The sequence below is a fragment of the Nocardia sp. NPDC059240 genome (genome assembly GCF_042753865.1).
In the GTDB taxonomy this organism is placed as follows: Bacteria; Actinomycetota; Actinomycetes; order Mycobacteriales; family Mycobacteriaceae; genus Nocardia.
This window is the reverse complement of record NZ_JBHZAC010000002.1, coordinates 857,322-879,377: the sequence shown is the minus strand read 5'-3', so window position 1 is coordinate 879,377 and position 22,056 is coordinate 857,322. Positions and strand designations below refer to the sequence as shown.

Sequence of the window (22,056 nt, the reverse complement as noted above, 5' to 3'; positions counted from 1 at the left end):
GGCGCTCACCGCGCGACAGCCTCCGACGACGCGGTGCGACCGCGCCCCGACTCGGTGGCGGGCTTCTTCGGCGGCGCGCCGACCAGGGTCAGCAGGGTGGCTTCCGGACGGCAGCAGAAGCGGTAGGGAGCCCACGGCGAGGTGCCCAGGCCCGCCGACACGTGCAGCCGGGTGTGCGCGCCCCAGCGTGAGGCGCCCTTCACCCGGGCCCGGTCGATCCCGCAATTGGTCACCAGCGCACCGAAACCCGGCACGCACAGCTGCCCGCCGTGGGTGTGGCCCGCCATCACCAGGTCGTAGCCGTCGGCCGCGAACCGGTCGAGCACCCGCGGCTCCGGCGAATGGGTGAGCCCGATGCTCAAGTCCGCCAGCGGATTCGGCGCGCCCGCGATGGTCTCGTAGCGATCCCGCTGCAGATGCGGATCATCCACGCCCGCGGTCGAGATCTTCACCCCGGCGACCTCGAGATCGCGGCGCACGTGCGTCAGATCCAGCCAGCCCCGCTCGGTGAACGCGGCCCGCATGTCCTGCCACGGCAGCGGATCACCGTAGACCCGCTTGTGGTCCTTCTTGAAGTACTTCAGGGGGTTCTTCGGCACCGGCGCGAAGTAGTCGTTCGAGCCGAAGACGAAAATGCCGGGGCGCGCGAGCAATCCGCCCAGCGACTGCACCACCGACGGCACCGCCTTCTGATGCGACAGGTTGTCCCCGGTGTTCACCACCAGATCCGGCTCCAGCCGGTCCAGCTCGCGCAGCCAGGCCTGCTTCAACTGCTGACCCGGCATCATGTGCAGGTCGCTGATGTGCAGCACGCGTAGTGAGGGCTTGCCCGGTTCCAACACCGGTAACGTCGCCTCCCGCAGCGTGAAGGCATTGCGCTCGATGAGCGTCGCGTATCCGATTCCGGCGACCGCGACCCCGGCGGCTCCGAGTGCGGCACGGCTGAGGTTGGAGGTCGAGAAGACGGGCATTTGCCCAGAATAGGCGACCCGGCGGAGAAACATCGAGTCAAATGAGCTGGACCACGATAGAAGTCCCTCGTACCGTGTCGCTCATGTCGGAACTCAAAACCAAGCTGCGCTCGGATATGACCACCGCGATGAAGAGCAAGGACACGCTGCGCCTGGGCACCCTGCGCATGCTGCTGTCCGCGATTCAGAACGCCGAGGTCGCCGGTCCCGCCGCCCGCGAGCTTTCCGATCCCGAGGTCGTCGCCGTCCTGCAGAAGGAGGCGAAGAAGCGCAACGAGTCCGCCGTCATCTACGAGCAGGCCGGGCGCGGCGAGCTGGCCGCCAACGAGCGCGCCGAAGAGCAGATCATCGACGAGTACCTGCCCACCCAGCTCACCGACGCGGAGGTGGCCGATATCGCCGACACGGCCATCGCCGACATCGCCGAGGAGATCGGGGAGCGGCCGGGCATGAAGCAGATGGGTCAGGTCATGAAGGTCGCCACGGCGCTGGCCGCCGGGCGGGCCGACGGGTCGCGGATCTCGGCGGCGGTGCGCGCCAGGCTCTGATACCTCATCAATACGAAAGACCCGGAGTGACCATGTCACTCCGGGTCTTTCTTTGCCTACCGCGGGATCGGGATGGGGATCGGGATCGGTGGCAACTGCGGAATCGTGATGCCCGGCAATCCCGGTATCGACACCGGTGGCGCATTCGGCGCGGGCGCGGGTATCTGACTGCCGTCGCTGACGTACAGCGTGATCACCGAGCCCGGAATCGCCGACCCGTTGGGCGAGACGTTCATGACCGTCCCCTTGGCCGCGCCCGGCTGGGTCGTCACCGAGACCTGGAAGCCCGCCGCGACCAGCGTCGAGGTGGCCTCCGCCTGCTGCATGCCGATCACGTCCGGAATCTGCGAATTGTTCGATCCGCGAACGTACTTGTCATCGGTCGGCGGCAGCGCCGCCGGCGGGAACCGGTCGAGCACGTTCTTCATCGCGCCCAGATAGGTCCGAGCCGGCTCGTTACCGCCGTACAGGTTTCCGCTGCCACAGCTGCGCAGCGGGTAAGAGCAGATCTCGCCCGGGGTCGGGCTGTCACCGTAGATGTAGGAGGCCCCGGCGAAGCCGTTGGTGAACGCGAGGAACGCCGAGGACCGGTGGGTCTCGGTGGTGCCGGTCTTGGCGGAGGTCGGGATGTTCCAGCCGACCGCATGTGCCGACGCCGCACCGGTACCGCCCACCACGTCCTGGCTCAAGGCGTTGGCGAGGGTATTGGCCAGACCGGGATCGACCACCTGCTCACACGCCTGCTGGGTCAGCGGCACCGACTTGCCGTTGCGGTCCACCACCTCCTTGATCGGGGTGGGCGGGCACCACTTGCCGCTGGAGGCCAGGGTGGCGGCCACATTCGACAGTTCGAGCGGGTTGATCGCGACCGGGCCCAGCGTGAACGAGCCCAGGTTCTGATCCTTGACCATGTCGGCCAGGCTCTGGTTGCCGTGGCCGGAGGTGCCCGGCTGGGTGTAGGAGCGCATGCCCAGGCGCACCGCCATATCGACGGTCGGGGATACGCCGACGGCCTGGATCAGCTTGACGAAGGCCGTGTTCGGCGAGGTCGCCAGCGCCTGCGTCACCGACATCGAGCCCGCGTAGTTACCCGCGTTCTTCACGCAGTAGGTCTCCGGCGGGCAGCCGGGGGTACCCGAGTTACCCATGCCCTTGGCCTGGAAGTTGGCCGGCACGTCCAGCGTGGCATTGATGCCCAGGCCCTTCTCCATGGCCGCGGCCGTGGTGAAGATCTTGAAGATCGAGCCCGCGCCGTCACCGACCATCGAATACGGCTGCGGCTGCACGGTTTGATGCGCGTTCGCGTCCAGCCCGTAGACGCGGCTCGAGCCCATGGCCAGCAGCGGATGCGAATCCTGGCCGGGGGCCACGATATTCATGACCTCGGCGATATCGTCCAGATTCGGGTTGGTGTTGGCCGCCAGCGAATCGCGCACCTGGTCCTGGACCGCCGGATCCAGGGTGGTGCGAATCAGGTAGCCGCCCTTCTCGATCTGATCGCGGCTGATGCCCGCGTTGTTCAGATACTGCAGCGCGTAGTCGCAGAAGAAGCCGCGGTCGTTGGCGGCGATGCAGCCGCGCGGCAGGCTCTTGGCCTCGGGCAGCACGCCCAGCGGCGCCTCCTTGGCCTTGCGGTACTCGTCGGCGCGGTTGGGCACGTTCTGGATCAGGGTGTCGAGCACCGTGTTCCGCCGCTCCAGCACGCCGCTGGGGTTGGTGTACGGGTTCAGCTTGGAGCTGGACTGCACCATGCCCGCCAGCATCGCCGACTGTGGGACGTTGAGGTCCTTGGCGTCCACGCCGAAGTAGGTCTGCGCGGCGTCCTGGATGCCGTAGGAGCTGTTGCCGAAGGGCACCAGGTTCAGATACCGGGTGAGGATCTCGTCCTTGGTGAGCCGCTTGTCCAGCGTCAGCGCCATGCGGATCTCACGGATCTTGCGGGCGGGGGTGGTCTCGGTGGCGGCGCGGCGCTCGGCATCGGTCTTGGCGACCACCAGCAGCAGGTAGTTCTTCACGTACTGCTGGTCGATGGTCGAGCCACCCTGCGAGACCTGGCCACCGGAGGTGTTGGTCAGGAACGCGCGGAACGTGCCCTGCCAGTCCACACCGTGATGGTCGGCGAAGCGCTTGTCCTCGACCGAGACCAGGGACAGCTTCATGTCATTGGAGATTTTGTCGCTGGTGACCTCGAAGCGGCGCTGCTCGTAGAGCCACGCGAATGGCGTCCCGTTGGCGTCCACCATGGTCGAGACCGCTGGCACGGTTCCCTCGACGAGTTCGGCGGAGACATTGTCGACGGCGTCGGCGGCTCGGTTGGAGATGAACCCGAAGCCACCGGCCAGAGGGAACAGCAGTCCGGCGAGCAGCACGGCGGCCAGCACGCAGCTGCCGGCCAGTCTCCAGAGCGTTCGTGTGATCGGCACGGGCCCTAGCCTAATTGGCCTTTCGGACACTCGGTGTTCGCCCGTCCGGGTGTCCTTTCGTCCGGAAAGGTACGGACTGCCCGGTTCCATGCAACGAATGCGTGGACGGACGTACCAGAAAATCTCGGGACGGTCTTGCGCTGGCCATACACCTTTACCTAGATTGAGAACCCAGTGTGATAGAGCTAACACTCAAAGTGGAATGTGGTGCAGAACGCAGTGGGGTTGGGTAACTGCGCGCTGCACTCGCGATTCTGGAGCGCCGTTGACCCGGTGTTCGGACTGCAAAGGGGCACACCAAATGCACATGACTACCCCGATCGCTCGATTGGACGTGGAGCAGGCCGAAGCGAGAATCGCCTGGGTTTCCCAGGCCCGATGCAAGGAAGTGGATCCCGACCAGCTGTTCGTGCGTGGCGCAGCGCAGCGCAAAGCGGCCACCATCTGCCGGCACTGCCCGGTGTTGATGGAGTGCGGGGCGGACGCCCTGGACAACCGTGTCGAGTTCGGTGTGTGGGGCGGCATGACCGAGCGGCAGCGTCGTGCGCTGCTGAAACAGCATCCGGAGGTGACTAGCTGGGCGGACTTCTTCCGCGTCCAGCGATCACAGAAGATTGCGATGTAGCCGAGTATCCCTTACCCAGATCCCCCCTATAGGCAGAACGGATCGAGCCCGCGGAAGCGGGCTCGATCCGTGTCCGGGGTCAGATCGGGCAAAAGTCGCACTTGGGTCGAAAGACCCCGGGCGTGTCAGGCGGACTTGGCAGTCATGTCAGGCGGATTTGGCAATCCCGGCGTCGACCAGTTGGTCACCCACGGCCCGCAGCGCTTCCAGGTCTGCGACCTCGAAGGGCAACGCCGTGACCGCCACGATCGGGACGCTCGGATGGGCGCCCGTGAAACGGTGCAGCAGATGCTGTTCCCGCTTGGCGGTGGCCGCACGCTGGGCATGAATGCGCAGCACCGCGGCCGCGAGCGCCTCGGGAGTCTCGGGTGCGTCGTCCGGATTCGTGCCGTTGCCCGGTGTCTCGGGGGCTAGACGGTCCGCGGCCACCTGCGCCTGCTCGGCCGACAGCGAGCTCAGCACCGGATGCGTCCGATTGAGCACCAGACCGGCCAGCGGCATCTTGTCGGTCGAGAGCCGATCGACGAAGAAGCTGGCCTCGCGCAACGCGTCCGGCTCGGCCGCGGCCACCACCACGAAGTGGGTGCCCGGCCGCGACAGCATGGCGTAGGTGCGGTCGGCGCGATCCTGGAACCCGCCGAACATGGATTCCAGTGACTGCAAGAAGACACTGGCGTCTTTGAGCAATTGCCCGCCGACAATGGTCGACACCCCGCGCAGGGCCAGACTCATGGCCCCCGCGACCAACTTCCCGACGCCGCGGCCCGGGGCCATGATGACCCGGATCATCTTGCCGTTGAGGAAGGTTCCCAGCCGCTTCGGCGCATCCAGGAAGTCCAGGGCGTTCCGCGAGGGCGGGGTGTCGACCACGATCAGGTCCCACTCCCGCTTGGACGCGAGCTGCCCGAGCTTCTCCATCGCCATGTACTCCTGGGTGCCACCGAAGGAGGACGCGACGGTCTGATAGATCGGGTTGGCGAAGATCTGCTCCGCCTTCTCGGGATTGGTGTGCTCGAGCACCATTTCGTCGAAGGTGCGCCGCATGTTCAGCATCATGGCGAACAGCTCGCCCTTGGCGTCCGGCCCGAGTTCGACCTTCTGCGGGACGTTTCCGAGATCGCTCACCCCCAGCGACTGCGCCAAACGGCGGGCCGGGTCGATGGTCAGCACCACGACCTTGCGGCCGGCTTCGGCCGCGCGCAGCGCGATGGCCGCGGCCGTGGTGGTCTTGCCGACGCCGCCGGAACCGCAACACACCACGATGCGGGCCGCGGGATCGGCGATGATCTTCGAAACATCCAGGGGCACAGTGCCTGCCGGAACGACCATGACTAGCGAACCCCCTGCGCGCTCAAGACTTCGGCCAGCTCGTAGAGCCCGCCCAGATCCATGCCGTCGGTCAGCGACGGCAGGTACAGCCGCGAGATGTCGACCGCGGACAGCTCGGCGGCGCTCTCGTCCTGGGCGGCCAGTCGCGTGGAATGCTCCACGGTCTCGGCGACCAGGCCCTGGAAATCGGCCTCGGACAGGGTGATTCCGGCCTCGGCGAGTCCGGCCTTCAGGGCGTCGACATCGACGTCGCCCGTCGCGGCGCGTTCCCGGACCGGGCGCGGGAGGAAGCCCTCGCCGGCCCGGTTCACGATCACGGTGCCGATATTCAGATCATTGGCCGTGAGTTCGGCGATGGCGTCGGCGGTTTCCTGCACCGGCAGCGCCTCCAGCAGCGTGACCAGATGAATCATCGTCTGCGGGGAGTGCAGCAGCTTGGAGACGCCCTCGGCCTGCGAGGCGATCGGCCCGCCGCCGGCGATCTCGGCCATGGCCTGGGTGACATCCAGGAAGCTGGCGATGCGGCCGGTCGGCGGCGCGTCGATGACGATCTCGTCGTAGGCGGGCTTGCCGGTCTTCTTGTCGACCCGCACCGCGCATTCCTTGATCTTGCCGGTGAGGATGACGTCGCGGAGGCCCGGCGCGATGGTGGTGACGAACTCGATGGCCCCCACCCGCTTCATGGCGCGACCGGCGAAACCCAGGTTGTAGAACATGTCGAGGTATTCCAGGAAGGCGTGCTCGACATCGAGCGCCAGCGCCAGCACTTCGCCGCCGCCGTCCGCGGTGGCGATGCGAGTCTCGGTGGGCGGCAACGGCGGCAGATCGAACAGCTGCGCGATGGACTGTCTGCCCTCGACCTCGACCAGCAGTACCCGGCGTCCACCCGCCGCGAGTGCCAATGCCAATGCCGCGGCGACCGTCGACTTACCGGTCCCACCCTTGCCGGATACATAGTGCAAGCGGGCCTTGTCCGCACGCTCCGGCCACCCTGCTTCGACCCCCGGCTCAACCGAAACGGGCACTGCTATCGGTACTCCCACGCTCGCGAGCCTATAACCCGTTCCGGATTCTCGCCCATAGGCTCGACGAACTGTCTGATACACCACTGTCTCTTGCGGTCGGGGCTACTCTCAGGCCATGAGTGAACTGACCGCGTGGGAGTACGCGACGGTGCCCCTGCTGACCCATGCCACCAAGGCCATTCTGGACCAGTGGGGTTCCGACGGCTGGGAACTCGTCTCCGTGCTTCCCGGTCCCACCGGCGAACAGCATGTCGCCTACCTCAAGAGGAGGAAGAGCTGATGGGTTGGGCCGAGAACCTCGAAAAGCTCGGACTGGAACTGCCGCCCGCCCCGCCGCCGGTCGCGGTCTACGTGCCGGGCGTGCGCAGCGGTAACTACGTCTACACCTCGGGCCAGCTGCCGTTCGTGAACGGGCAGCTACCGCTCACCGGCAAGGTCGGCGCCGAGCTCACCATCGAACAGGGCGCCGAGATGGCCAAGCTGGCCGCGCTCAATGCCCTTGCGGTGGTGCACGATCTGGTCGGACTCGACAATGTCGTGCGCATCGTGAAGGTCGTCGGTTTCGTCGCCTCCGCGCCCGGTTTCAACGATCAGCCGCTGGTCATCAATGGCGCGTCGGAACTGCTCGGCGAGGTGCTCGGCGAGGCGGGCGTGCACGCGCGCTCGGCGGTCGGCACTTCGGAACTTCCCAAGAACACCCCGGTAGAAGTGGAACTCATCGCCGAAGTGCGTTGAAAACGCTTGGCGCACAATCGAAACGCGATGGGTCCAACTCTGGACTCATCGCGTTGTGTGTATTAGGACGAAGATATGACCCTCACGCATCCCGCGTATGAGCAACTGCGGCAAGTGACTCCGTCCGCCGCCGTCGTGCTGGCCGACAATCCCAACGGAATGACGTTGCAGGGCACCAACACCTGGCTGTTGCGCGCACCCGGCGCGACGGAGTACGTGCTGGTGGATCCGGGGCCGAAGGATCGCAAGCACACCGAGGCGCTGGTCCGCGAGACCGGCGGCGAGATCGTGCTGACGCTGATCACCCATAAGCATCACGACCACACCGGCGGCATCGACCACCTGGTGAAGGCCACCGGGACTCCGGTGCGCGCGAAGGATTCCGAATTCCTGCGCGGCTCGGGCACGGTGCTGGCCGACGGTGAGGTCATCGAGGCTGCGGGCCTGCGCATCACGGTGCTGGCTACTCCCGGGCACACCGAGGATTCGCTCAGCTTCCTGATCGACGGACCCGATGGCGAGCGGGCGCTGCTGACCGGTGACACCGTCCTGGGGAGTGGTACGACCGTGCTGGAACCCTGGGACGGCGCGCTGGCGGCCTATCTGGACTCGCTGGATCGCCTCGTGGCGGTCGCTCCGGGCCGGCACCTGCTCCCGGCCCACGGACCCGACCACGTCGACGCCGAACCGGTCATCCGCTACTACATCTCGCACCGCGAGGAACGGCTGAACCAGGTCCGGGCGGCGCTGGTGAAGCTCGGGCCCAAGGCCGGATCGCTGCGGATCGTCGCCGAGGTCTACGCCGATGTGGACAAGCGGTTGTGGCCGGCGGCGCAGAGCTCGGTGAAGGCGCAGCTCGAGTACCTGCGCGCACGGGGTTAGCAACCACGAAAGGACCGGGCATCACCTGCGGGGTGATGTCCGGTCCTTTCGTTATGGCTCTTTTACCGGGCCCGTCGGGCCAGGCGCTCCGAGTCGGAGATCAAGACGCTCTTGCCCTCCAGTCGCAGCCAACCGCGGTGCGCGAAGTCGGCCAGGGCCTTGTTCACGGTCTCGCGGGAGGCGCCGACCAGCTGGGCGATCTCTTCCTGGGTCAGGTCGTGGGTCACGCGCAGCGCGCCCGCTTCCTGGGTGCCGAAGCGCTGTGCGAGCTGCAGCAGCGCCTTGGCGACACGACCCGGGACATCGGTGAAGATGAGGTCGGCCAGGTTGTTGTTGGTGCGGCGCAGGCGGCGGGCGAGGACCCGCAGCAACTGCTCGGCGATCTCCGGCCGCTGGTCGATCCACGCCTTGAGGGCGTCCCGGTCCATGGTGACCGCTCTGACCTCGGTGACGGTGGTGGCCGTCGAGGTCCGCGGACCCGGGTCGAAGATCGACAGCTCGCCGAACATGTCCGACGGCCCCATGATCGTCAGCAGGTTCTCGCGACCATCGGGCGAACGGCGTCCGATCTTCACCTTGCCTGAGGTGATGATGTACAACCGATCTCCGGGTTCGCCCTCGTTGAAGATGACGTGGCCGCGCGGAAAGTCAACGGGCTGCAGCTGTTTGGCGAGAGCCGCCACCGCGGTGGGCTCGACGCCTTGGAAGATGCCTGCTCTGGCGAGGGCCTCGTCCACGAATGTGCTCCTTATGGGAAATGGCTCTGTCCTGGACCGAAACGACTCGGCCGACAGTGCAGTCTACTTTGCAATACCGCCGGGTAGTGATAGACACCACGCGCCGAGCTCATTCTCAGACACGCGGAGCCCCAGTACGCGCCACACAATGACGGTTTCGCGACACGCTTCCCTACGAATCTACGACACGCCGTGAGACCGGTGTCATGAAGATCGTAAAAAGTGGTCCGGAGCCCTCGGCTGCCGGACCACAGGAGCTTTGCGCCGACCAGCTCAGCTGGCCTGCGCCACATCCAATCCCTTGGCTGCGGGCCGGGCGCGCCGCGGACGCGCCGCCGCTGCCGGGAGTCCCAGCTTGGTCAGATCGCTGACCTCGGCGTTCGTGGCACGATCGAGGTACTGCTGGACTTCGGGGTCAGGTTCGAGAAGTTTGCGAAGCCGATTCTCGACCCGTTCCATCACCAACGCGAACAGCATCAGCGCTATCGGAAACAGCACCACAGCGAGTCCTTGCATAGGCAGCAGTAAACACGCCGAAGGTCTCAGATGGAACACGGCGGGTAGTCAGCCCGGTTGTGGCGCAGGGGTGGTTCCGTAAGGTGGACGCGTGCGTGTCTCTGAATCCAACGCGGCCGTGACCGGGGCAGACCCGGATAATTCGGGCGTCCCCGCCGGTGCTGACGCGGCTTCGGCTGATGTCTCGGATGCGCCACGGTTCTCGCGGCCGAGCAAAACGAACAAGCGCGCCAAGGAGACTCGGATAGGGCTGGTACGCAGGGCAAGGCGCATGTATCGGGATATGACGGCGGAGTTCCCAGATGCGCACTGTGAGCTTGATTTCACTACGCCCCTCGAATTGGCGGTCGCCACAATTCTTTCCGCCCAGTGCACCGATGTGCGGGTCAACCTGACCACGCCCGCGCTGTTCGCGAAGTACCGCAGCGCAGCCGATTACGCGGGCGCGAATCGCAGTGAGCTCGAGGAGTACATCCGGGCCACCGGCTTCTATCGCAACAAGGCCAATTCGCTGATCGGGCTGGGCCGGGAGCTGGTGGAGCGCTTCGACGGCGAACTCCCGGGCAACCTGGACGAGCTGGTCACGCTGCCCGGCATCGGGCGCAAGACCGCGAACGTCGTGCTCGGCAATGCCTTCGACGTTCCCGGCATCACCGTCGACACCCATTTCGGGCGGCTGGTGCGGCGCTGGAAGTGGACCGACGAGGAGGATCCGGTCAAGGTCGAGCACGCGATCGGCGAACTGGTCGAGCGTCGGGACTGGACCATGCTGTCGCACCGGGTGATCTTCCACGGCCGCCGGGTGTGCCACGCCCGCAAGCCCGCCTGCGGTGCCTGCTTCCTGGCGAACGAATGCCCGTCCTACGGCGAGGGTCCCACCGATCCGGCCGAGGCCGCCAAGCTGGTCAAGGGACCGGAGACCGAGCATCTGCTCGAGCTGGTGGGGCTGTGAGCGCCGGATCGGCGATCGGCAAGACCTGGTGGCGCTGGGCGCTGGCGGCGGTGATCGTCGCGGTGGCGGCGGTGGTCGCGCTGTGGCCGCAGCTGAGCAAGGATTCCGGGAAGAACACCGCCACCGGATCGACGACGGCCGCGCCACCGGCCGAAGCGGCTGTGTCCGAAGCCGATCGGACCGCCGCGGCCCTGGCCCCCTGCCCGCAGCCCAGCGGCGCGCCCGTGGGCGACAGCCCGCTGCGCGGCATCACCCTGAACTGCCTGGCCGACGGCAAACCGGTGGATCTGGTTGCCGCGCTGGCCGGTAAGCCCGCCCTGCTCAACCTGTGGGCGTACTGGTGTGGCCCGTGTGCCGAGGAACTGCCGCTGCTGCAACAGTTCTCGCAGCAGGCCGGAAGCGCTGTGACCGTGCTCACCGTGCACAGTGATCGAGGCGCCGACAAGGCGCTGTCGCGGCTCACCGGCCTGGGCATTCATCTGCCCGGAGTCGAGGATCCGGACACCAAGGTTCGCAACGCGGTCCACGCTCCGGCCGTGCTGCCGATCTCCGTGCTGTTGCGCGCCGACGGCACCGTTGCGAAAGTCGTGGTCCGTCCCTTCACCAGTGTCGAGGACATTTCCGCCACCGTCGCGGCCGAATTGGGAGTGAAAGCGTGAGACTCGAGGCGTCTGCCAACGGAATTCCCGGTTGGCTGCGCGGTGTGGCCGAACATGATCCGGCCGATCCGGCGGGGGTGAATCCGGTGCTGCGGCGAAATACGATGATGCGCTTCGCCGCCGCCGCGACCAAGCCGCGGCAGGCCGCGGTGCTGGTGCTGTTCGGCGGGTCGCCGGACTCCGATCCGGCGGGGCCGGGCGGACTTCCGTCCGATGCCGATGTGCTGCTCACCCAGCGCGCCGCCACCCTGCGCCAGCACAGCGGCCAGGTGGCCTTTCCGGGCGGTGGCGTCGAGCCGCAGGACGACGGCCCGATCAGCACCGCGCTGCGCGAGGCGTGGGAGGAGACCGGCCTGGACGCCGCGGGCGTGGAGCCGCTCGCGATCCTGCCGAAGATCTTCGTGCCGCCTTCGCGGTTCGACGTGACACCGGTGGTCGCCTATTGGCGCACTCCCGGTGAGGTGGGTGTGGTGAGCGAGACGGAGGCATCGCGCGTGGTGCGGGTGCCGATCGCCGAGCTCATCGATCCGGCCAACCGTTTCGTGGTGCGGCATCCGCTGGGCTATATGGGTCCCGCGTTCGCCGTGGACGGAATGCTGGTGTGGGGGTTCACCGCCGGCGTGCTCGCCGGGCTGTTGGCGGTGTCGGGGTGGGAAACCGAATGGGACCATCACGATGTACGTGATCTGCAGGCCTCGTTGGCCGCGGTAGGGATGACATTATGAGCGCCTCTGGCTGGCTCGACCTCGGAATCATCATTCTGGCGTTGCTGGCCGCCACCTCCGGGTGGCGGCAGGGCGCGGTCGCCTCGGCGCTGGCGTTCCTAGGTGTGATTCTCGGTGCGGTGGCGGGCATTCTGATCGCCCCGCACATTCTCAAGCACCTCAGCGAGGGCCGGACCCGGGTGCTGGTGGGCGTGCTGCTCATCGTGGCGCTGGTGATCGTCGGCGAGGTCGCGGGCATGGTGCTCGGCCGGGCCGCGCGCGGCGGCATGCGAGATCCGTTCACCCGCACGGTGGACAGCGTGGTCGGCGCGGGGCTGCAGGCGGTGGCGGTGCTGGCCACCGCGTGGCTGCTGGCGTTGCCGCTGACCAACTCCTCGCAGCCGGGAATCGCGGCCGCGGTCACCAACTCTCAGGTGTTGCGCAATGTCGACCATGTCGCGCCGGACTGGTTGCGGCGGGTGCCGACCGACTTCTCCAACCTGCTCAATACCTCCGGGCTGCCGGACGTCATCGGCCCGTTCGGGCATGTCCCGATCACGGCCGTGGAGCCGCCCGATGCGAGTGTGCTGCAGTTGCCGGTGGCTCAGCAGCTGCAGACCAGCGTGCTGCGCATCCGTGGCATCGCGCCCAGTTGCCAACGGCAGCTGGAGGGTTCGGGCTTCGTGGTGGCGCCGGAGCGCATCATGACCAACGCACACGTGGTCGCGGGCACCAATACGGTGAGCGTGGACACCGCGCGCGGGTCGCTGCCCGCCACCGTGGTGCTGTTCGATTCGAACAAGGACATCGCGATTCTCGCGGTGCCCGGTCTGCAAGCGACCCCGCTGACGCTGGCCCCGGCCGACGCCACCTCGGGGGAGAGCTCGATCGTGCTCGGCTACCCGGGCGGCGGGCGCTACACCGCCAGTGCGGCGCGTGTGCGCGAGACCCTGAACCTCAAGGGACCCAACATCTACCGTGACAACGACGTCAAGCGTGAGGTGTACACGATTCGCGGTCAGGTGCGGGCCGGTAACTCGGGTGGACCGCTGGTGGATACCGACGGCCGGATCCTGGGCGTGGTGTTCGGCGCGGCCGTCACCGACGACGACACCGGTTACGTGCTGACCCTCGACGAGGTGCGGCCCGAACTGACGTCGGCGGCAAGCCAATCGACGGCGGTCGGTACCGGCAGCTGTGTGCTGAGCTGAGACGGGAAGCGGCCCCGGCGAATTCGATTCGCCGGGGCCGCTTTCGTTATCAGGCCAGGAGTTTCGCGATCTCCGCCGTGACCGCTTCCGGATTCTCCTGGTGCGCATAGTGCGCCGCGTCCGGGATGGCCACCACGCGTCGCTCGGGGGAGAGCTGTGCGCCGCGGCGGATGGTGTTCGGCAGGATGTAGTCGTCCTGCTCGCCGTAGAGCGCCAGGGTGGGCACCCGCACCGGTTCGCTCATCGCCGCCATGAAACGGCGGCCGTCGGGCCGCCACTGGCTACGAAAGGCCCAGCGCTGGTATTCCAGGGCACAGTGCGCCGCGCCGGGGATCCTGATCGCCGTGCGCATGCGGCGGGCGGTGTCGGCGAATTCCTCGGTGGCCGAGAACTGTTGGCCGACCCGGTCCCGCAGCATGAGTTCGATCTCGATGCCGTCGTCGCGGGTGAGCCGGTTCTCGGGCAGGCGCGGCAGCTGGCAGTTCAGGAAGCTCGGCAGCCAGGCGCTGCGCTGGCGTTGGTCGCGCAGCACGGCCCGCTTCAGGGCCACCGGATGCGGGGAACTGATGAGCGCGATGGAGCGCACCACGCGCGGATGCAGCACCGCGGTCGCCCAGCAGACCAGTCCGCCCTCGGCGTGGCCCACCAGGGTGGCCTCGGTGTGGCCGAGCGCGCGGATCAGACCGGCGACGTCGCCGGCCAGGGTCCAGCCGTCGTAGCCGCGCGGCGGTTTGTCGGTGTCGCCGTAGCCGCGCAGGTCCACCGCCACCGTGCGGAAGCCGCGCGCGGCCAGCCCGGTGAGCTGATGCCGCCACGACCACCAGAAGTCGCCGAAACCGTGCAGCAGCACGACCAGCGGCATGTCCGGGTCGGTGTAGGCCGTCCCGGCGGGGACGGCCTCGACCACATGGAAGCGAATGCCGTTGGCGCGCACATCCCGATGGGTCCACGGTCCGTCGTAGCGGACTGCGGAGGGATCCGGCTGCGAATTAGACGACACGCCGAAGGAGCGTAATCGAAGGTCTAGGTCCGAGGCTTGCCGAGTTCGACCGTGGCGTCGATCGTTTGCTCATCGGCGTGGCCGAAACCACTGGGCAGCAGGGTCTTCGCCTCCTTCAGCGACTCGATGGTCTTCGCCGGGGCGCGCAGCTTGCGCACCTTCAGATAGCCCAGCAGCGCGAAGGCCGCCACCGCGGCGATCATCAGCAGGAACACCACCAGGAACGCGGCCCAGCGGTACAGCCACACGTCCAGCAGTTCGGCGAGGAAGAAGAAAAAGAAGAACGAGCTGAACAGCAGGATGGTCAGCGCCAGGATGAAGTAGACGCTGCCCTGCAGGCCCTTCTTGATCTCACCGGTCACCTCGGCCTTGGCCAGCTCGACCTCGGCGCGCACCAGCGTCGACATCTGTTCGGTCGCGTCGCGCACCAGGGTGCCGAAGGTGGCCGCCTGATGGGCGTCGACATCGGACAACGGAATCGAGGTGACGGTGCGGGTGCGGTTCCCGTCGTAGCCGTTACCGCCCTGTGTGAAGCTCAATTGCTCGACCCTTCTCCATGTCCCGGTAGTACTGTCCGGTGTCACTCTTGACGTTGCAGCGCCTGCGCGTCCCGTTGTGCCTGGTGAGCACGCCCACGACGCAACAGTAGCGCCGAACCGGCCAGGGAAGCCGCCAAAGACGTGAGCAACACCGCCGCTTTTGCGAGTTCGGCCTCACTGCCGTCGCCGACGTCTTCCAATGCCAGTTCTGCCACCAAGAGGCTAACCGTGAAGCCGATCGCGCCCAGTACCGACAGGGCGAACATGTCCCGATAACCGAGATCACCGGGGCGTTCGGCGATGCCCAACCGCACGGCGAGCCAACTGGATCCGAAGATGCCGACGGTCTTGCCGATCAGCAGACCCGCGATGATGGCCAGCGAGAGACGATCCGTGAACAGCTTGGAGAGCACGTTCGAATCCAGCGGCACGCCGGAGGCGAACAACGCGAACAGGGGTACGCACACCACCGCCGAGATGGGCTGGAAGAAATGCTCGAGCTTGGCGGCCGGGACGCAGTGCTCGTCCTCGCCCGGGTCGGGCCGGACCCGGGTCAACAGGCCGCAGGCGACGCCGGCGAGGGTGGCGTGAATTCCGGCCTCGTGCAGGGCATACCAGGACAGCAGGCCCAGCGGCAGGTAGATGAGCGGGCTGCCGAGCCGGAACTTCTGGGCCAGCGCCCAGCCCGCGAAGCAGGCGATCGCGATCAGCAGCCACAACATTTTCAGGGTGGTGGTGAACAGCACCGCGATCAGGAGGATGGCGATCAGATCGTCCACGACCGCGAGACTGAGCAGGAACACGCGGGCGCTGGCCGGGATTCGCGATCCGGTCATGGCCAGCACGGCCAGCGCGAAGGCGATGTCGGTGGCGACCGGGATGGCCCAGCCGCGATCCATGCCGGGCGCGCCCCAGCCGACCGCCATCGCGATGAGCGCGGGCATCAGCACGCCGCCCAGGGCCGCCACGATGGGCAGGGCGGCGCGTTTGCGGTCGGCGAGTTCGCCCACCACGAGTTCGCGTTTGAGTTCGAGTCCGGCGACGAAGAAGAAGATGGCCAGCAGGCCGTCCTTGGTCCAGTCGGCCAGCGTGAGATCCAGGTGCAGCGCGGGAATCGCGAGCTTGGCGTCGACCATCGTGGTGTAGCTCGCGCCCCACGGCGAGTTGACCCAGATCAGCGCGCCGGCGGCCGCTATGAGAAGCAGTGCGCCGCCGAAGGTTTCGGTTCTGAGATAGCGGGCCAGCTCCGAGCGGACCTGAGCGATCACGGTGTGCACCTTCCGGTCGTAAAGTCGACAGAACAGCGGCGTGCACACCACTGACGGGCTCCTCGGCACAACCGCATGCCGACCAGACTTCCCGGCACACCTTTTGCGCAATTCTAACGGTTTGCCCGGTACTTCTTGACCACCCCATACGCCGAGAGGCCCCGTGACCAGTGGTCACGGGGCCTCTCCGACGGTCCTAGCGCTTACGCTTTTCCGGCGCGGATCGCCTCGAAAACGTTGGGGTCCACCAGGGTTGAGGTGTCACCGAGCTCGCGGCCCTCGGCCACATCGCGCAGCAGGCGACGCATGATCTTGCCCGAGCGAGTCTTGGGCAGTTCCGGCACCACGTGGATCTCGCGCGGGCGGGCGATCGGGCTGATCTCGTGCGAGACCTCGGCCTTGAGTTCGGCGATCAGATCGTCGCCGGTGTTCTCGGCCTCGGCGGTCAGGATCACGAACGCCACGATGCCCTGACCGGTGGTCTCATCCGACGCGCCGACGACCGCGGCCTCCGCGACACCGGAGTGCCCGACCAGCGCCGACTCGACCTCGGCGGTGGAGATGCGGTGGCCCGACACGTTCATGACGTCGTCGACGCGGCCGAGCACCCAGAGGTCCCCGTCCTTGTCGAGCTTGGCGCCGTCACCCGCGAAGTACCAGCCCTTCTCGCCGTAGCGAGCCCAGTAGGTCTCCTTGTAGCGCTCGTTATCGCCCCAGATGCCGCGCAGCATGGACGGCCACGGCTCGTCCAGCACCAGGTAGCCGTTCGCTTCGGTCTCGCCCAGCTCGACCGGATTGCCTTCCTCGTCGACGACCTTCGCCGAGATGCCCGGCAGCGGGGTCATGGCCGCGCCCGGCTTGGCCGCGGTGACGCCCGGCAGCGGCGAGATCATGATCGCGCCGGTCTCGGTCTGCCACCAGGTGTCCACGATGGGAGTCTTGTTGCCGCCCACCACATCCCGGTACCAGCGCCACGCCTCCGGGTTGATCGGCTCGCCGACCGAACCCAGCAGCCGCAGGCTCGACAGATCGTGCGACTCCGGGATCTCGCGACCCCACTTCATGAACGTGCGGACCAGCGTCGGCGCGGTGTAATAGATGCTCACACCGTACTTTTCGATGATCTGCCAGTGCCGGTGCTCGTCCGGGAAGTTCGGGGTGCCCTCGTAGACGACCTCGGTGGCCCGGTTGGCCAGCGGGCCGTACACGATGTAGCTGTGCCCGGTCACCCAGCCGATATCGGCGGTGCACCAGTAGACGTCCTTGCCCGGCTTGTGGTCGAACACCTGGTGGTGGGTGTACGCCGCCTGGGTCAGGTAGCCGCCGGTGGTGTGCAGGATGCCCTTGGGCTTCCCGGTGGTGCCGGAGGTGTAGAGGATGAACAGCGGGTGCTCGGCGTCGAACGGCTGCGCCTCGTGCTCGGGGGAGGACAGCGAAACCGTTTCGTCCCACCAGATGTCGCGGCCCTCGACCATCGGGGTGTCCAGGCCGGTGCGGCGCACCACGAGCACGTGCTCGATGGTCGATTCGCCCTCGGCGAGCGCCTCGTCCACGGCGGTCTTGAGCGGGGCGGGCTTGCCGCGCCGCCACTGGCCGTCGGTGGTGATGACCAACCGTGCGGCGGCATCGTCGATGCGCTGGCGCAAGGCGCTGGGGGAGAAGCCCGCGAACACCACCGAGTGGGTCAGGCCCAGGCGGGCGCAGGCCAGCATGGCCACGATGGCCTCGGGGACCATCGGCATGTAGATGGCGACGCGGTCACCGGCCACCAGGCCCAGACCGGTCAGGTAGTTGGCCGCGCGCGAGACCTCGGCCAGCAGATCGGCGTAGGTGAGGTCGCGGGAATCGCCGGGCTCGCCCTCCCAGTGGATGGCGACCTGGTCGCCGTGGCCGTCGAGCACGTGCCGGTCCACGCAGTTGTAGGCGACGTTCAACTTGCCGTCGGCGAACCACTTGGCGAAGGGCGCGTCATCCCAGTCCAGGACCTGCGTGAAGGGCTGATGCCAGTGCAGGCGGCGGGCCTGCTCGGCCCAGAAGCCCTCGCGGTCGGCGTTGGCCCGGTCGTAGAGAGAGGCGTCGCCATTGGCGGCCGCCGCGAACTCTGCGCTGGGCGGGTACGCGTCCAGGTGCTCGGCAGAGGAATCCGTGGTCATCTCGTCTCTTCTTCTCTCGCGTGCAGGCCGCGCGGGGTGACGGCGGCCACGTTCGACCCTAACCGACTGTGACCTGCGTCGTGGTCGGCAGTCTCGATCGGTGGATGGTCCACGACGAACCTTGCAGAGTGCCTATGAACAAACCGTGAATGTTGCCGGATTGCTAACAAGCCGAACAATCCCGTTTCGATCCGCTGACAACTGGCACCCGGATGGTTAGTGTCCGATTCACCCAAGGCGAATGGTCATAACCACTGGCACCCCGGCGGTTATCGCCATCCCCTTCGCACTCCCTCGGATCAGGAGAGAAGCGTTGAGATTCAAGACGATTACCGCAGTGGCGGCGGCCGCGATAACGGCCGCGGCGCTGGTGTTGACAGGTTGTTCTTCCAGCGGTGGCGACAACACCGACCTCGTGACGGTCAATGGCGGTGAGCCGCAACGACCCCTGGTGCCCACCGACGTCAACGAGAACATGGGCGGCCGCGTGGTCGACCGGCTGTGGGCCGGACTGAAGTACTACGACGTCAACGGCACCGCCCGCGACGAGGTCGCGCAGTCCATCGAGACCACCGACCGGCAGCACTACAAGATCACCCTCAAGGACTGGAAGTTCACCGACGGGACGCCGGTGACCGCGAAGTCCTTCGTCGACGCCTGGAACTACGGCGCCCTCTCCACCAACGGTCAGCTGCAGAACTGGGCCTTCGACGGCATCGCGGGCTACAGCGATGTCTCCGCGGATCCGCCCAAGGCACAGACGATGTCGGGCCTGAAGGTGCTCGACGACAAGACCTTCACCGTCGACCTCACCAGCCCGTCCATCGACTTCGAGCTGAAACTCGGCTTCGCGCCGTTCTATCCGATGCCGGACGCGTTCTTCAAGAACACCAAGGACTTCGGGCAGAACCCGATCGGCAACGGCCCCTACAAGTTCTCCACCTGGCAGCACAACGTGAAGATCGAGGTGCTGCCCAACCCGGACTATCACGGCGGCCGCCCGCCCAAGAACAAGGGCCTGCGCTTCGTGATGTACCAGTCCTACGACACCGCCTACGCGGATCTGTTGCAGGGCAACCTCGATGCCCTCGACATCATCCCGGACTCGGCACTCGCCACCTATGAGAAGGACCTCGGCGACCGGGCCATCCACAAGCCCATCGCCTACAGCCAGCACATCGGCATCCAGCCCACCGTCGCGCACTTCGCCGGCGAGGAAGGCGTGCTGCGCCGCAAGGCCATCTCGATGGCCATCAACCGGGATCAGATCGCGCAGAACATCTTCCACGGCACCCGAGTGCCCTGCCAGGACTTCACCGCCTTCACCCTGCCCGGCTTCCGCAAGGACCTGCCCGGCTCCGACGTGCTGAAGTTCAACCCGGATCAGGCGAAAGCGCTGTGGGCGCAGGCGAATGCGATCTCACCGTGGTCGGGGACCTACCAGATCGCCTACAACGCCGACGGCGGACATCAGGCGTGGGTAGAAGCGGTCGCCAACAGCGTCAAGAACACCCTCGGCATCGACGCGGTCGGCGCGCCGTACCCGACCTTCAAGAACATTCGCGACGAGATCACCAACAAGACCATCGGCAAGGCGTTCCGCTACGGCTGGCAGGGCGACTACCCGTCCATGTTCGAATTCCTGACCGCGCTGTACCTCACCGGATCCGGCACCAACAACACGCAATACGCCAACCCGGACTTCGACAAGATGCTCGCCCAGGCGCAGGCCGCGGCCACCCCCGAGGCCGCCTACGACATCCTCGCCCAGGCGCAGCAGCTGCTGTTCAAGGACATGGCCGACATCCCGATCTTCGACTACAACGTCGCGGCCGGGCGCTCGGACAAGGTCAAGGCCGAGGTGAGCTGGTCGGGCCTGTTCGACTTCGAGAACATCGAGAAGTAGCGGGCATGGCCTGGTACATCGTGCGGCGGTTGCTCCAGATGATTCCGGTCTTCCTCGGAGCAACCCTGCTCATCTACGCGATGGTGTTCCTCATCCCGGGTGACCCGATCCAGGCGCTGGCCGGGGATCGACAGATGACCCCGGCGATCGAGGCGACGCTCAAGGCGCGCTACCACCTGGACCAACCCTTCTACATCCAGTACCTGCAATACCTGAAAGGCATTGTGACGCTGGACTTCGGCACCTCGTTCTCCGGACGGCCGGTGCGCGAGGAGCTGGCCCGCGCCTTTCCGATCACCTTCCGGCTGGCGGTCATGGCGGTGTGCGTCGAGTTCTTCTTCGGCGTCGCCTTCGGGCTGGTGGCCGGGTTGCGCAAGGGCAAGCTGTTCGACTCCACCATGTTGGTGCTGAGCCTGGTCATCATCGCCATCCCGATCTTCGTGCTCGGATTCCTGGCGCAGTACCTGCTCGGCATCAAATGGGGGATCGCGCCGGTGACCGTGGGCAGCAAGGCGAGCTTCACCGACCTGCTGGTGCCGGCGTTCGTGCTGGGGTCGCTGTCGTTCGCCTATGTGCTGAGGCTGACGCGAAACGCGGTGGCGGAGAACATGAACGCCGATTACGTGCGCACCGCGACCGCCAAGGGCCTGAGCCGCCCGCGGGTCATCGTGGTGCACATCCTGCGCAATTCGCTGATCCCGGTCGTCACCTTCGTCGGCTCGGATCTGGGATTCCTCATGGGCGGCGCGGTCGTCACCGAGGGGATCTTCAATATCCCGGGCGTCGGCGGCACGCTGTACCAGGCCATCACCCGCGGTGAACCGCCCACGGTGGTGGCCTTCGTGACCGTGCTCATCGTGATCCTGCTGCTGACCAACCTCATCGTCGATCTGCTCTATGCCGCACTCGATCCGAGGATCCGCTATGCCTGAAGCGATCGAAACACGGCCCGGGCAAGAACATTTCGTGGCCCCGGCCGACGAGGTCGAGGTGCTGGCCACCGACCGGGTCACCGAGACCGCCGCCCCGACCAGTGTGTGGCGGGAGGCCTGGCAGCAGCTGCGCCGCAATCCGATCTTTCTGATCGCGGCGCTGCTGATCGCGTTCATCCTGCTCGTCGCGATCTGGCCGCAGCTGTTCAGCGGCCAGGATCCGCGGTACTGCAGCGGCGATTTCAGCATGCACAAGCCGTCCGGCGGGCATCCGTTCGGCTTCGACAAACAGGGCTGCGACATCTACGCCCGGACCGTCTACGGGGCGCGCGCCTCCGTAACGACCGGGCTGGGTGCGACCGTGCTGTTCGTGCTGATCGGTGGCACGCTCGGGGCGCTGGCCGGATACTACGGCGGGCTCTTGGACGCGGTCATCTCACGGATCGCGGAGATCTTCTACGCGCTGCCGCTCACCCTGGCCGCCATCGTGCTCATGCAGCTGCTGCACACCCGGACCGTGTGGACGGTCATGGTGACGCTGGCGTCCTTCAGCTGGCCGCAGGCCGCCCGCATCGCGCGCGGGGCGGTGATCGAATCCCGCAACAGCGAATACGTCACGGCGGCAAAGGCGTTGGGTGTCTCCAGATTCCGGACGCTGATCCGGCACGTGCTGCCCAACTCCGCCGGACCGCTGATCGTGGTCAGCACCATCTCGCTCGGCGTCTTCATCGTCACCGAGGCGACACTGTCCTACCTCGGGGTCGGGCTGTCGCGGGAGATCGTGTCGTGGGGTTCGGATATCGCCGCGGACCAGAAGGAGATTCGCACGTCCGGCATTTTGTTCTATCCCGCGACCGCCCTGGCGCTCACGGTGCTCAGCTTCATCATGCTCGGCGACGCGGTGCGCGACGCGTTGGATCCCAAGGCCCGGAAGAGGTGAC

Annotated in this window: 22 protein-coding genes; 12 read left to right on the top strand and 10 right to left on the bottom strand. The window is 66.8% G+C overall.

Features of this window, described 5'->3' with window-relative positions:
• Positions 1-5: 5 nt before the first annotated feature.
• Entirely contained in the window at positions 6-971 is a 966-nt protein-coding gene (locus ACFXHA_RS09745) for a metallophosphoesterase (RefSeq protein WP_379354793.1), read from the bottom strand.
• Between the two features lie 83 nt (positions 972-1,054).
• Between ACFXHA_RS09745 and ACFXHA_RS09740 the strand changes: the two genes are divergently transcribed.
• Entirely contained in the window at positions 1,055-1,519 is a 465-nt protein-coding gene (locus ACFXHA_RS09740) for a GatB/YqeY domain-containing protein (RefSeq protein ID WP_379354791.1), read from the top strand.
• Positions 1,520-1,575: 56 nt separating this feature from the next.
• On the opposite strand, the gene ACFXHA_RS09735 is transcribed toward ACFXHA_RS09740, so the two are convergent.
• Positions 1,576-3,942 carry a penicillin-binding protein gene (locus tag ACFXHA_RS09735; RefSeq protein WP_379354789.1) on the bottom strand — a complete coding sequence of 789 codons (2,367 nt, stop codon included), beginning with the start codon at positions 3,940-3,942 and terminating at the stop codon, positions 1,576-1,578.
• A 301-nt stretch (positions 3,943-4,243) separates the two neighbouring features.
• Between ACFXHA_RS09735 and ACFXHA_RS09730 the strand changes: the two genes are divergently transcribed.
• Positions 4,244-4,567 (top strand): WhiB family transcriptional regulator, encoded by a 324-nt coding sequence (locus ACFXHA_RS09730; RefSeq protein ID WP_379354787.1) that lies wholly within the window; start codon positions 4,244-4,246, stop codon positions 4,565-4,567.
• Positions 4,568-4,714: 147 nt separating this feature from the next.
• Here ACFXHA_RS09730 and ACFXHA_RS09725 read toward each other — a convergent pair whose 3' ends face one another.
• The gene (locus tag ACFXHA_RS09725) at positions 4,715-5,896 is read right to left on the bottom strand and encodes an ArsA family ATPase (RefSeq protein WP_379354785.1); all 1,182 of its coding nucleotides are present in this window, start codon (positions 5,894-5,896) and stop codon (positions 4,715-4,717) included.
• Between the two features lie 2 nt (positions 5,897-5,898).
• Positions 5,899-6,921, bottom strand: coding sequence for an ArsA-related P-loop ATPase (locus ACFXHA_RS09720; protein WP_379354783.1), 1,023 nt, complete (start codon positions 6,919-6,921; stop codon positions 5,899-5,901).
• A gap of 115 nt (positions 6,922-7,036) precedes the next feature.
• On the opposite strand from ACFXHA_RS09720, the gene ACFXHA_RS09715 reads away from it, so the two are divergent.
• From ACFXHA_RS09715 to ACFXHA_RS09705, 3 genes are all read left to right on the top strand, one after another.
• Positions 7,037-7,201 carry a hypothetical protein gene (locus ACFXHA_RS09715; protein ID WP_379354781.1) on the top strand — a complete coding sequence of 55 codons (165 nt, stop codon included), beginning with the start codon at positions 7,037-7,039 and terminating at the stop codon, positions 7,199-7,201.
• Positions 7,201-7,656 (top strand): RidA family protein, encoded by a 456-nt coding sequence (locus ACFXHA_RS09710; protein WP_379354779.1) that lies wholly within the window; start codon positions 7,201-7,203, stop codon positions 7,654-7,656. Before ACFXHA_RS09715 ends, ACFXHA_RS09710 begins: the two co-directional genes overlap by 1 nt.
• Before the next feature lie 75 nt (positions 7,657-7,731).
• Positions 7,732-8,538, top strand: coding sequence for an MBL fold metallo-hydrolase (locus tag ACFXHA_RS09705; protein ID WP_379354777.1), 807 nt, complete (start codon positions 7,732-7,734; stop codon positions 8,536-8,538).
• A 62-nt stretch (positions 8,539-8,600) separates the two neighbouring features.
• Here ACFXHA_RS09705 and ACFXHA_RS09700 read toward each other — a convergent pair whose 3' ends face one another.
• Positions 8,601-9,275, bottom strand: coding sequence for a Crp/Fnr family transcriptional regulator (locus ACFXHA_RS09700; protein WP_019044571.1), 675 nt, complete (start codon positions 9,273-9,275; stop codon positions 8,601-8,603).
• Between the two features lie 273 nt (positions 9,276-9,548).
• A complete protein-coding gene (locus tag ACFXHA_RS09695) occupies positions 9,549-9,791 on the bottom strand; it encodes a hypothetical protein (protein ID WP_153802894.1) in 243 nt (80 codons plus the stop codon).
• 244 nt (positions 9,792-10,035) lie between these two features.
• Here ACFXHA_RS09695 and nth point away from each other — a divergent pair, with 244 nt between their 5' ends.
• Genes nth through ACFXHA_RS09675 form a run of 4 tightly spaced genes read left to right on the top strand, consistent with a single transcriptional unit; the run spans position 10,036 to position 13,317 of the window.
• Positions 10,036-10,743 carry an endonuclease III gene (nth, locus tag ACFXHA_RS09690; RefSeq protein ID WP_379355051.1) on the top strand — a complete coding sequence of 236 codons (708 nt, stop codon included), beginning with the start codon at positions 10,036-10,038 and terminating at the stop codon, positions 10,741-10,743.
• Positions 10,740-11,402, top strand: coding sequence for a TlpA family protein disulfide reductase (locus ACFXHA_RS09685; protein WP_379354775.1), 663 nt, complete (start codon positions 10,740-10,742; stop codon positions 11,400-11,402). Before nth ends, ACFXHA_RS09685 begins: the two co-directional genes overlap by 4 nt.
• Positions 11,399-12,127: an NUDIX hydrolase gene (locus ACFXHA_RS09680; RefSeq protein ID WP_379354773.1), complete on the top strand. Its 729-nt coding sequence runs from the start codon at positions 11,399-11,401 to the stop codon at positions 12,125-12,127. The genes ACFXHA_RS09685 and ACFXHA_RS09680 overlap by 4 nt, the downstream gene beginning before the upstream one ends.
• The gene (locus tag ACFXHA_RS09675) at positions 12,124-13,317 is read left to right on the top strand and encodes a MarP family serine protease (protein WP_379354771.1); all 1,194 of its coding nucleotides are present in this window, start codon (positions 12,124-12,126) and stop codon (positions 13,315-13,317) included. Before ACFXHA_RS09680 ends, ACFXHA_RS09675 begins: the two co-directional genes overlap by 4 nt.
• 49 nt (positions 13,318-13,366) lie before the next feature.
• Here ACFXHA_RS09675 and ACFXHA_RS09670 read toward each other — a convergent pair whose 3' ends face one another.
• The 4 genes from ACFXHA_RS09670 to acs form a co-directional block, all read right to left on the bottom strand.
• Entirely contained in the window at positions 13,367-14,317 is a 951-nt protein-coding gene (locus tag ACFXHA_RS09670) for an alpha/beta fold hydrolase (RefSeq protein WP_379354769.1), read from the bottom strand.
• Positions 14,318-14,340: 23 nt separating this feature from the next.
• Positions 14,341-14,856, bottom strand: a complete 516-nt coding sequence (locus ACFXHA_RS09665; RefSeq protein WP_379354767.1) for a phage holin family protein — start codon at positions 14,854-14,856, stop codon at positions 14,341-14,343.
• 41 nt (positions 14,857-14,897) lie between these two features.
• Positions 14,898-16,124, bottom strand: coding sequence for a Na+/H+ antiporter NhaA (nhaA, locus tag ACFXHA_RS09660; protein ID WP_379354765.1), 1,227 nt, complete (start codon positions 16,122-16,124; stop codon positions 14,898-14,900).
• 203 nt (positions 16,125-16,327) lie between these two features.
• A complete protein-coding gene (gene acs, locus ACFXHA_RS09655) occupies positions 16,328-18,277 on the bottom strand; it encodes an acetate--CoA ligase (RefSeq protein WP_379354763.1) in 1,950 nt (649 codons plus the stop codon).
• 241 nt (positions 18,278-18,518) lie between these two features.
• Here acs and ACFXHA_RS09650 point away from each other — a divergent pair, with 241 nt between their 5' ends.
• The 3 genes from ACFXHA_RS09650 to ACFXHA_RS09640 are packed head-to-tail and all read left to right on the top strand — an operon-like array spanning position 18,519 to position 22,055.
• A complete protein-coding gene (locus ACFXHA_RS09650) occupies positions 18,519-20,183 on the top strand; it encodes an ABC transporter substrate-binding protein (RefSeq protein WP_379354761.1) in 1,665 nt (554 codons plus the stop codon).
• Between the two features lie 5 nt (positions 20,184-20,188).
• On the top strand, positions 20,189-21,115 hold the full coding sequence (locus tag ACFXHA_RS09645; protein ID WP_379354759.1) for an ABC transporter permease: 927 nt from the start codon (positions 20,189-20,191) through the stop codon (positions 21,113-21,115).
• Entirely contained in the window at positions 21,108-22,055 is a 948-nt protein-coding gene (locus tag ACFXHA_RS09640; RefSeq protein ID WP_379354757.1) for an ABC transporter permease, read from the top strand. The genes ACFXHA_RS09645 and ACFXHA_RS09640 overlap by 8 nt, the downstream gene beginning before the upstream one ends.
• Position 22,056: the final 1 nt, after the last annotated feature.

Excerpts from the sequence above, each read along its gene's own strand:
- ACFXHA_RS09745 (WP_379354793.1), bottom strand. The coding sequence starts at position 971 with ATGCCCGTCTTCTCGACCTCCAACCTCAGCCGTGCCGCACTCGGAGCC.
- ACFXHA_RS09740 (WP_379354791.1), top strand. The coding sequence starts at position 1,055 with ATGTCGGAACTCAAAACCAAGCTGCGCTCGGATATGACCACCGCGATG.
- ACFXHA_RS09730 (WP_379354787.1), top strand. The coding sequence starts at position 4,244 with ATGCACATGACTACCCCGATCGCTCGATTGGACGTGGAGCAGGCCGAA.
- ACFXHA_RS09725 (WP_379354785.1), bottom strand. The coding sequence starts at position 5,896 with ATGGTCGTTCCGGCAGGCACTGTGCCCCTGGATGTTTCGAAGATCATC.
- ACFXHA_RS09715 (WP_379354781.1), top strand. The coding sequence starts at position 7,037 with ATGAGTGAACTGACCGCGTGGGAGTACGCGACGGTGCCCCTGCTGACC.
- ACFXHA_RS09710 (WP_379354779.1), top strand. The coding sequence starts at position 7,201 with ATGGGTTGGGCCGAGAACCTCGAAAAGCTCGGACTGGAACTGCCGCCC.
- ACFXHA_RS09705 (WP_379354777.1), top strand. The coding sequence starts at position 7,732 with ATGACCCTCACGCATCCCGCGTATGAGCAACTGCGGCAAGTGACTCCG.
- ACFXHA_RS09695 (WP_153802894.1), bottom strand. The coding sequence starts at position 9,791 with ATGCAAGGACTCGCTGTGGTGCTGTTTCCGATAGCGCTGATGCTGTTC.
- ACFXHA_RS09675 (WP_379354771.1), top strand. The coding sequence starts at position 12,124 with ATGAGCGCCTCTGGCTGGCTCGACCTCGGAATCATCATTCTGGCGTTG.
- acs (WP_379354763.1), bottom strand. The coding sequence starts at position 18,277 with ATGACCACGGATTCCTCTGCCGAGCACCTGGACGCGTACCCGCCCAGC.
- ACFXHA_RS09650 (WP_379354761.1), top strand. The coding sequence starts at position 18,519 with ATGGTCATAACCACTGGCACCCCGGCGGTTATCGCCATCCCCTTCGCA.
- ACFXHA_RS09645 (WP_379354759.1), top strand. The coding sequence starts at position 20,189 with ATGGCCTGGTACATCGTGCGGCGGTTGCTCCAGATGATTCCGGTCTTC.
- ACFXHA_RS09640 (WP_379354757.1), top strand. The coding sequence starts at position 21,108 with ATGCCTGAAGCGATCGAAACACGGCCCGGGCAAGAACATTTCGTGGCC.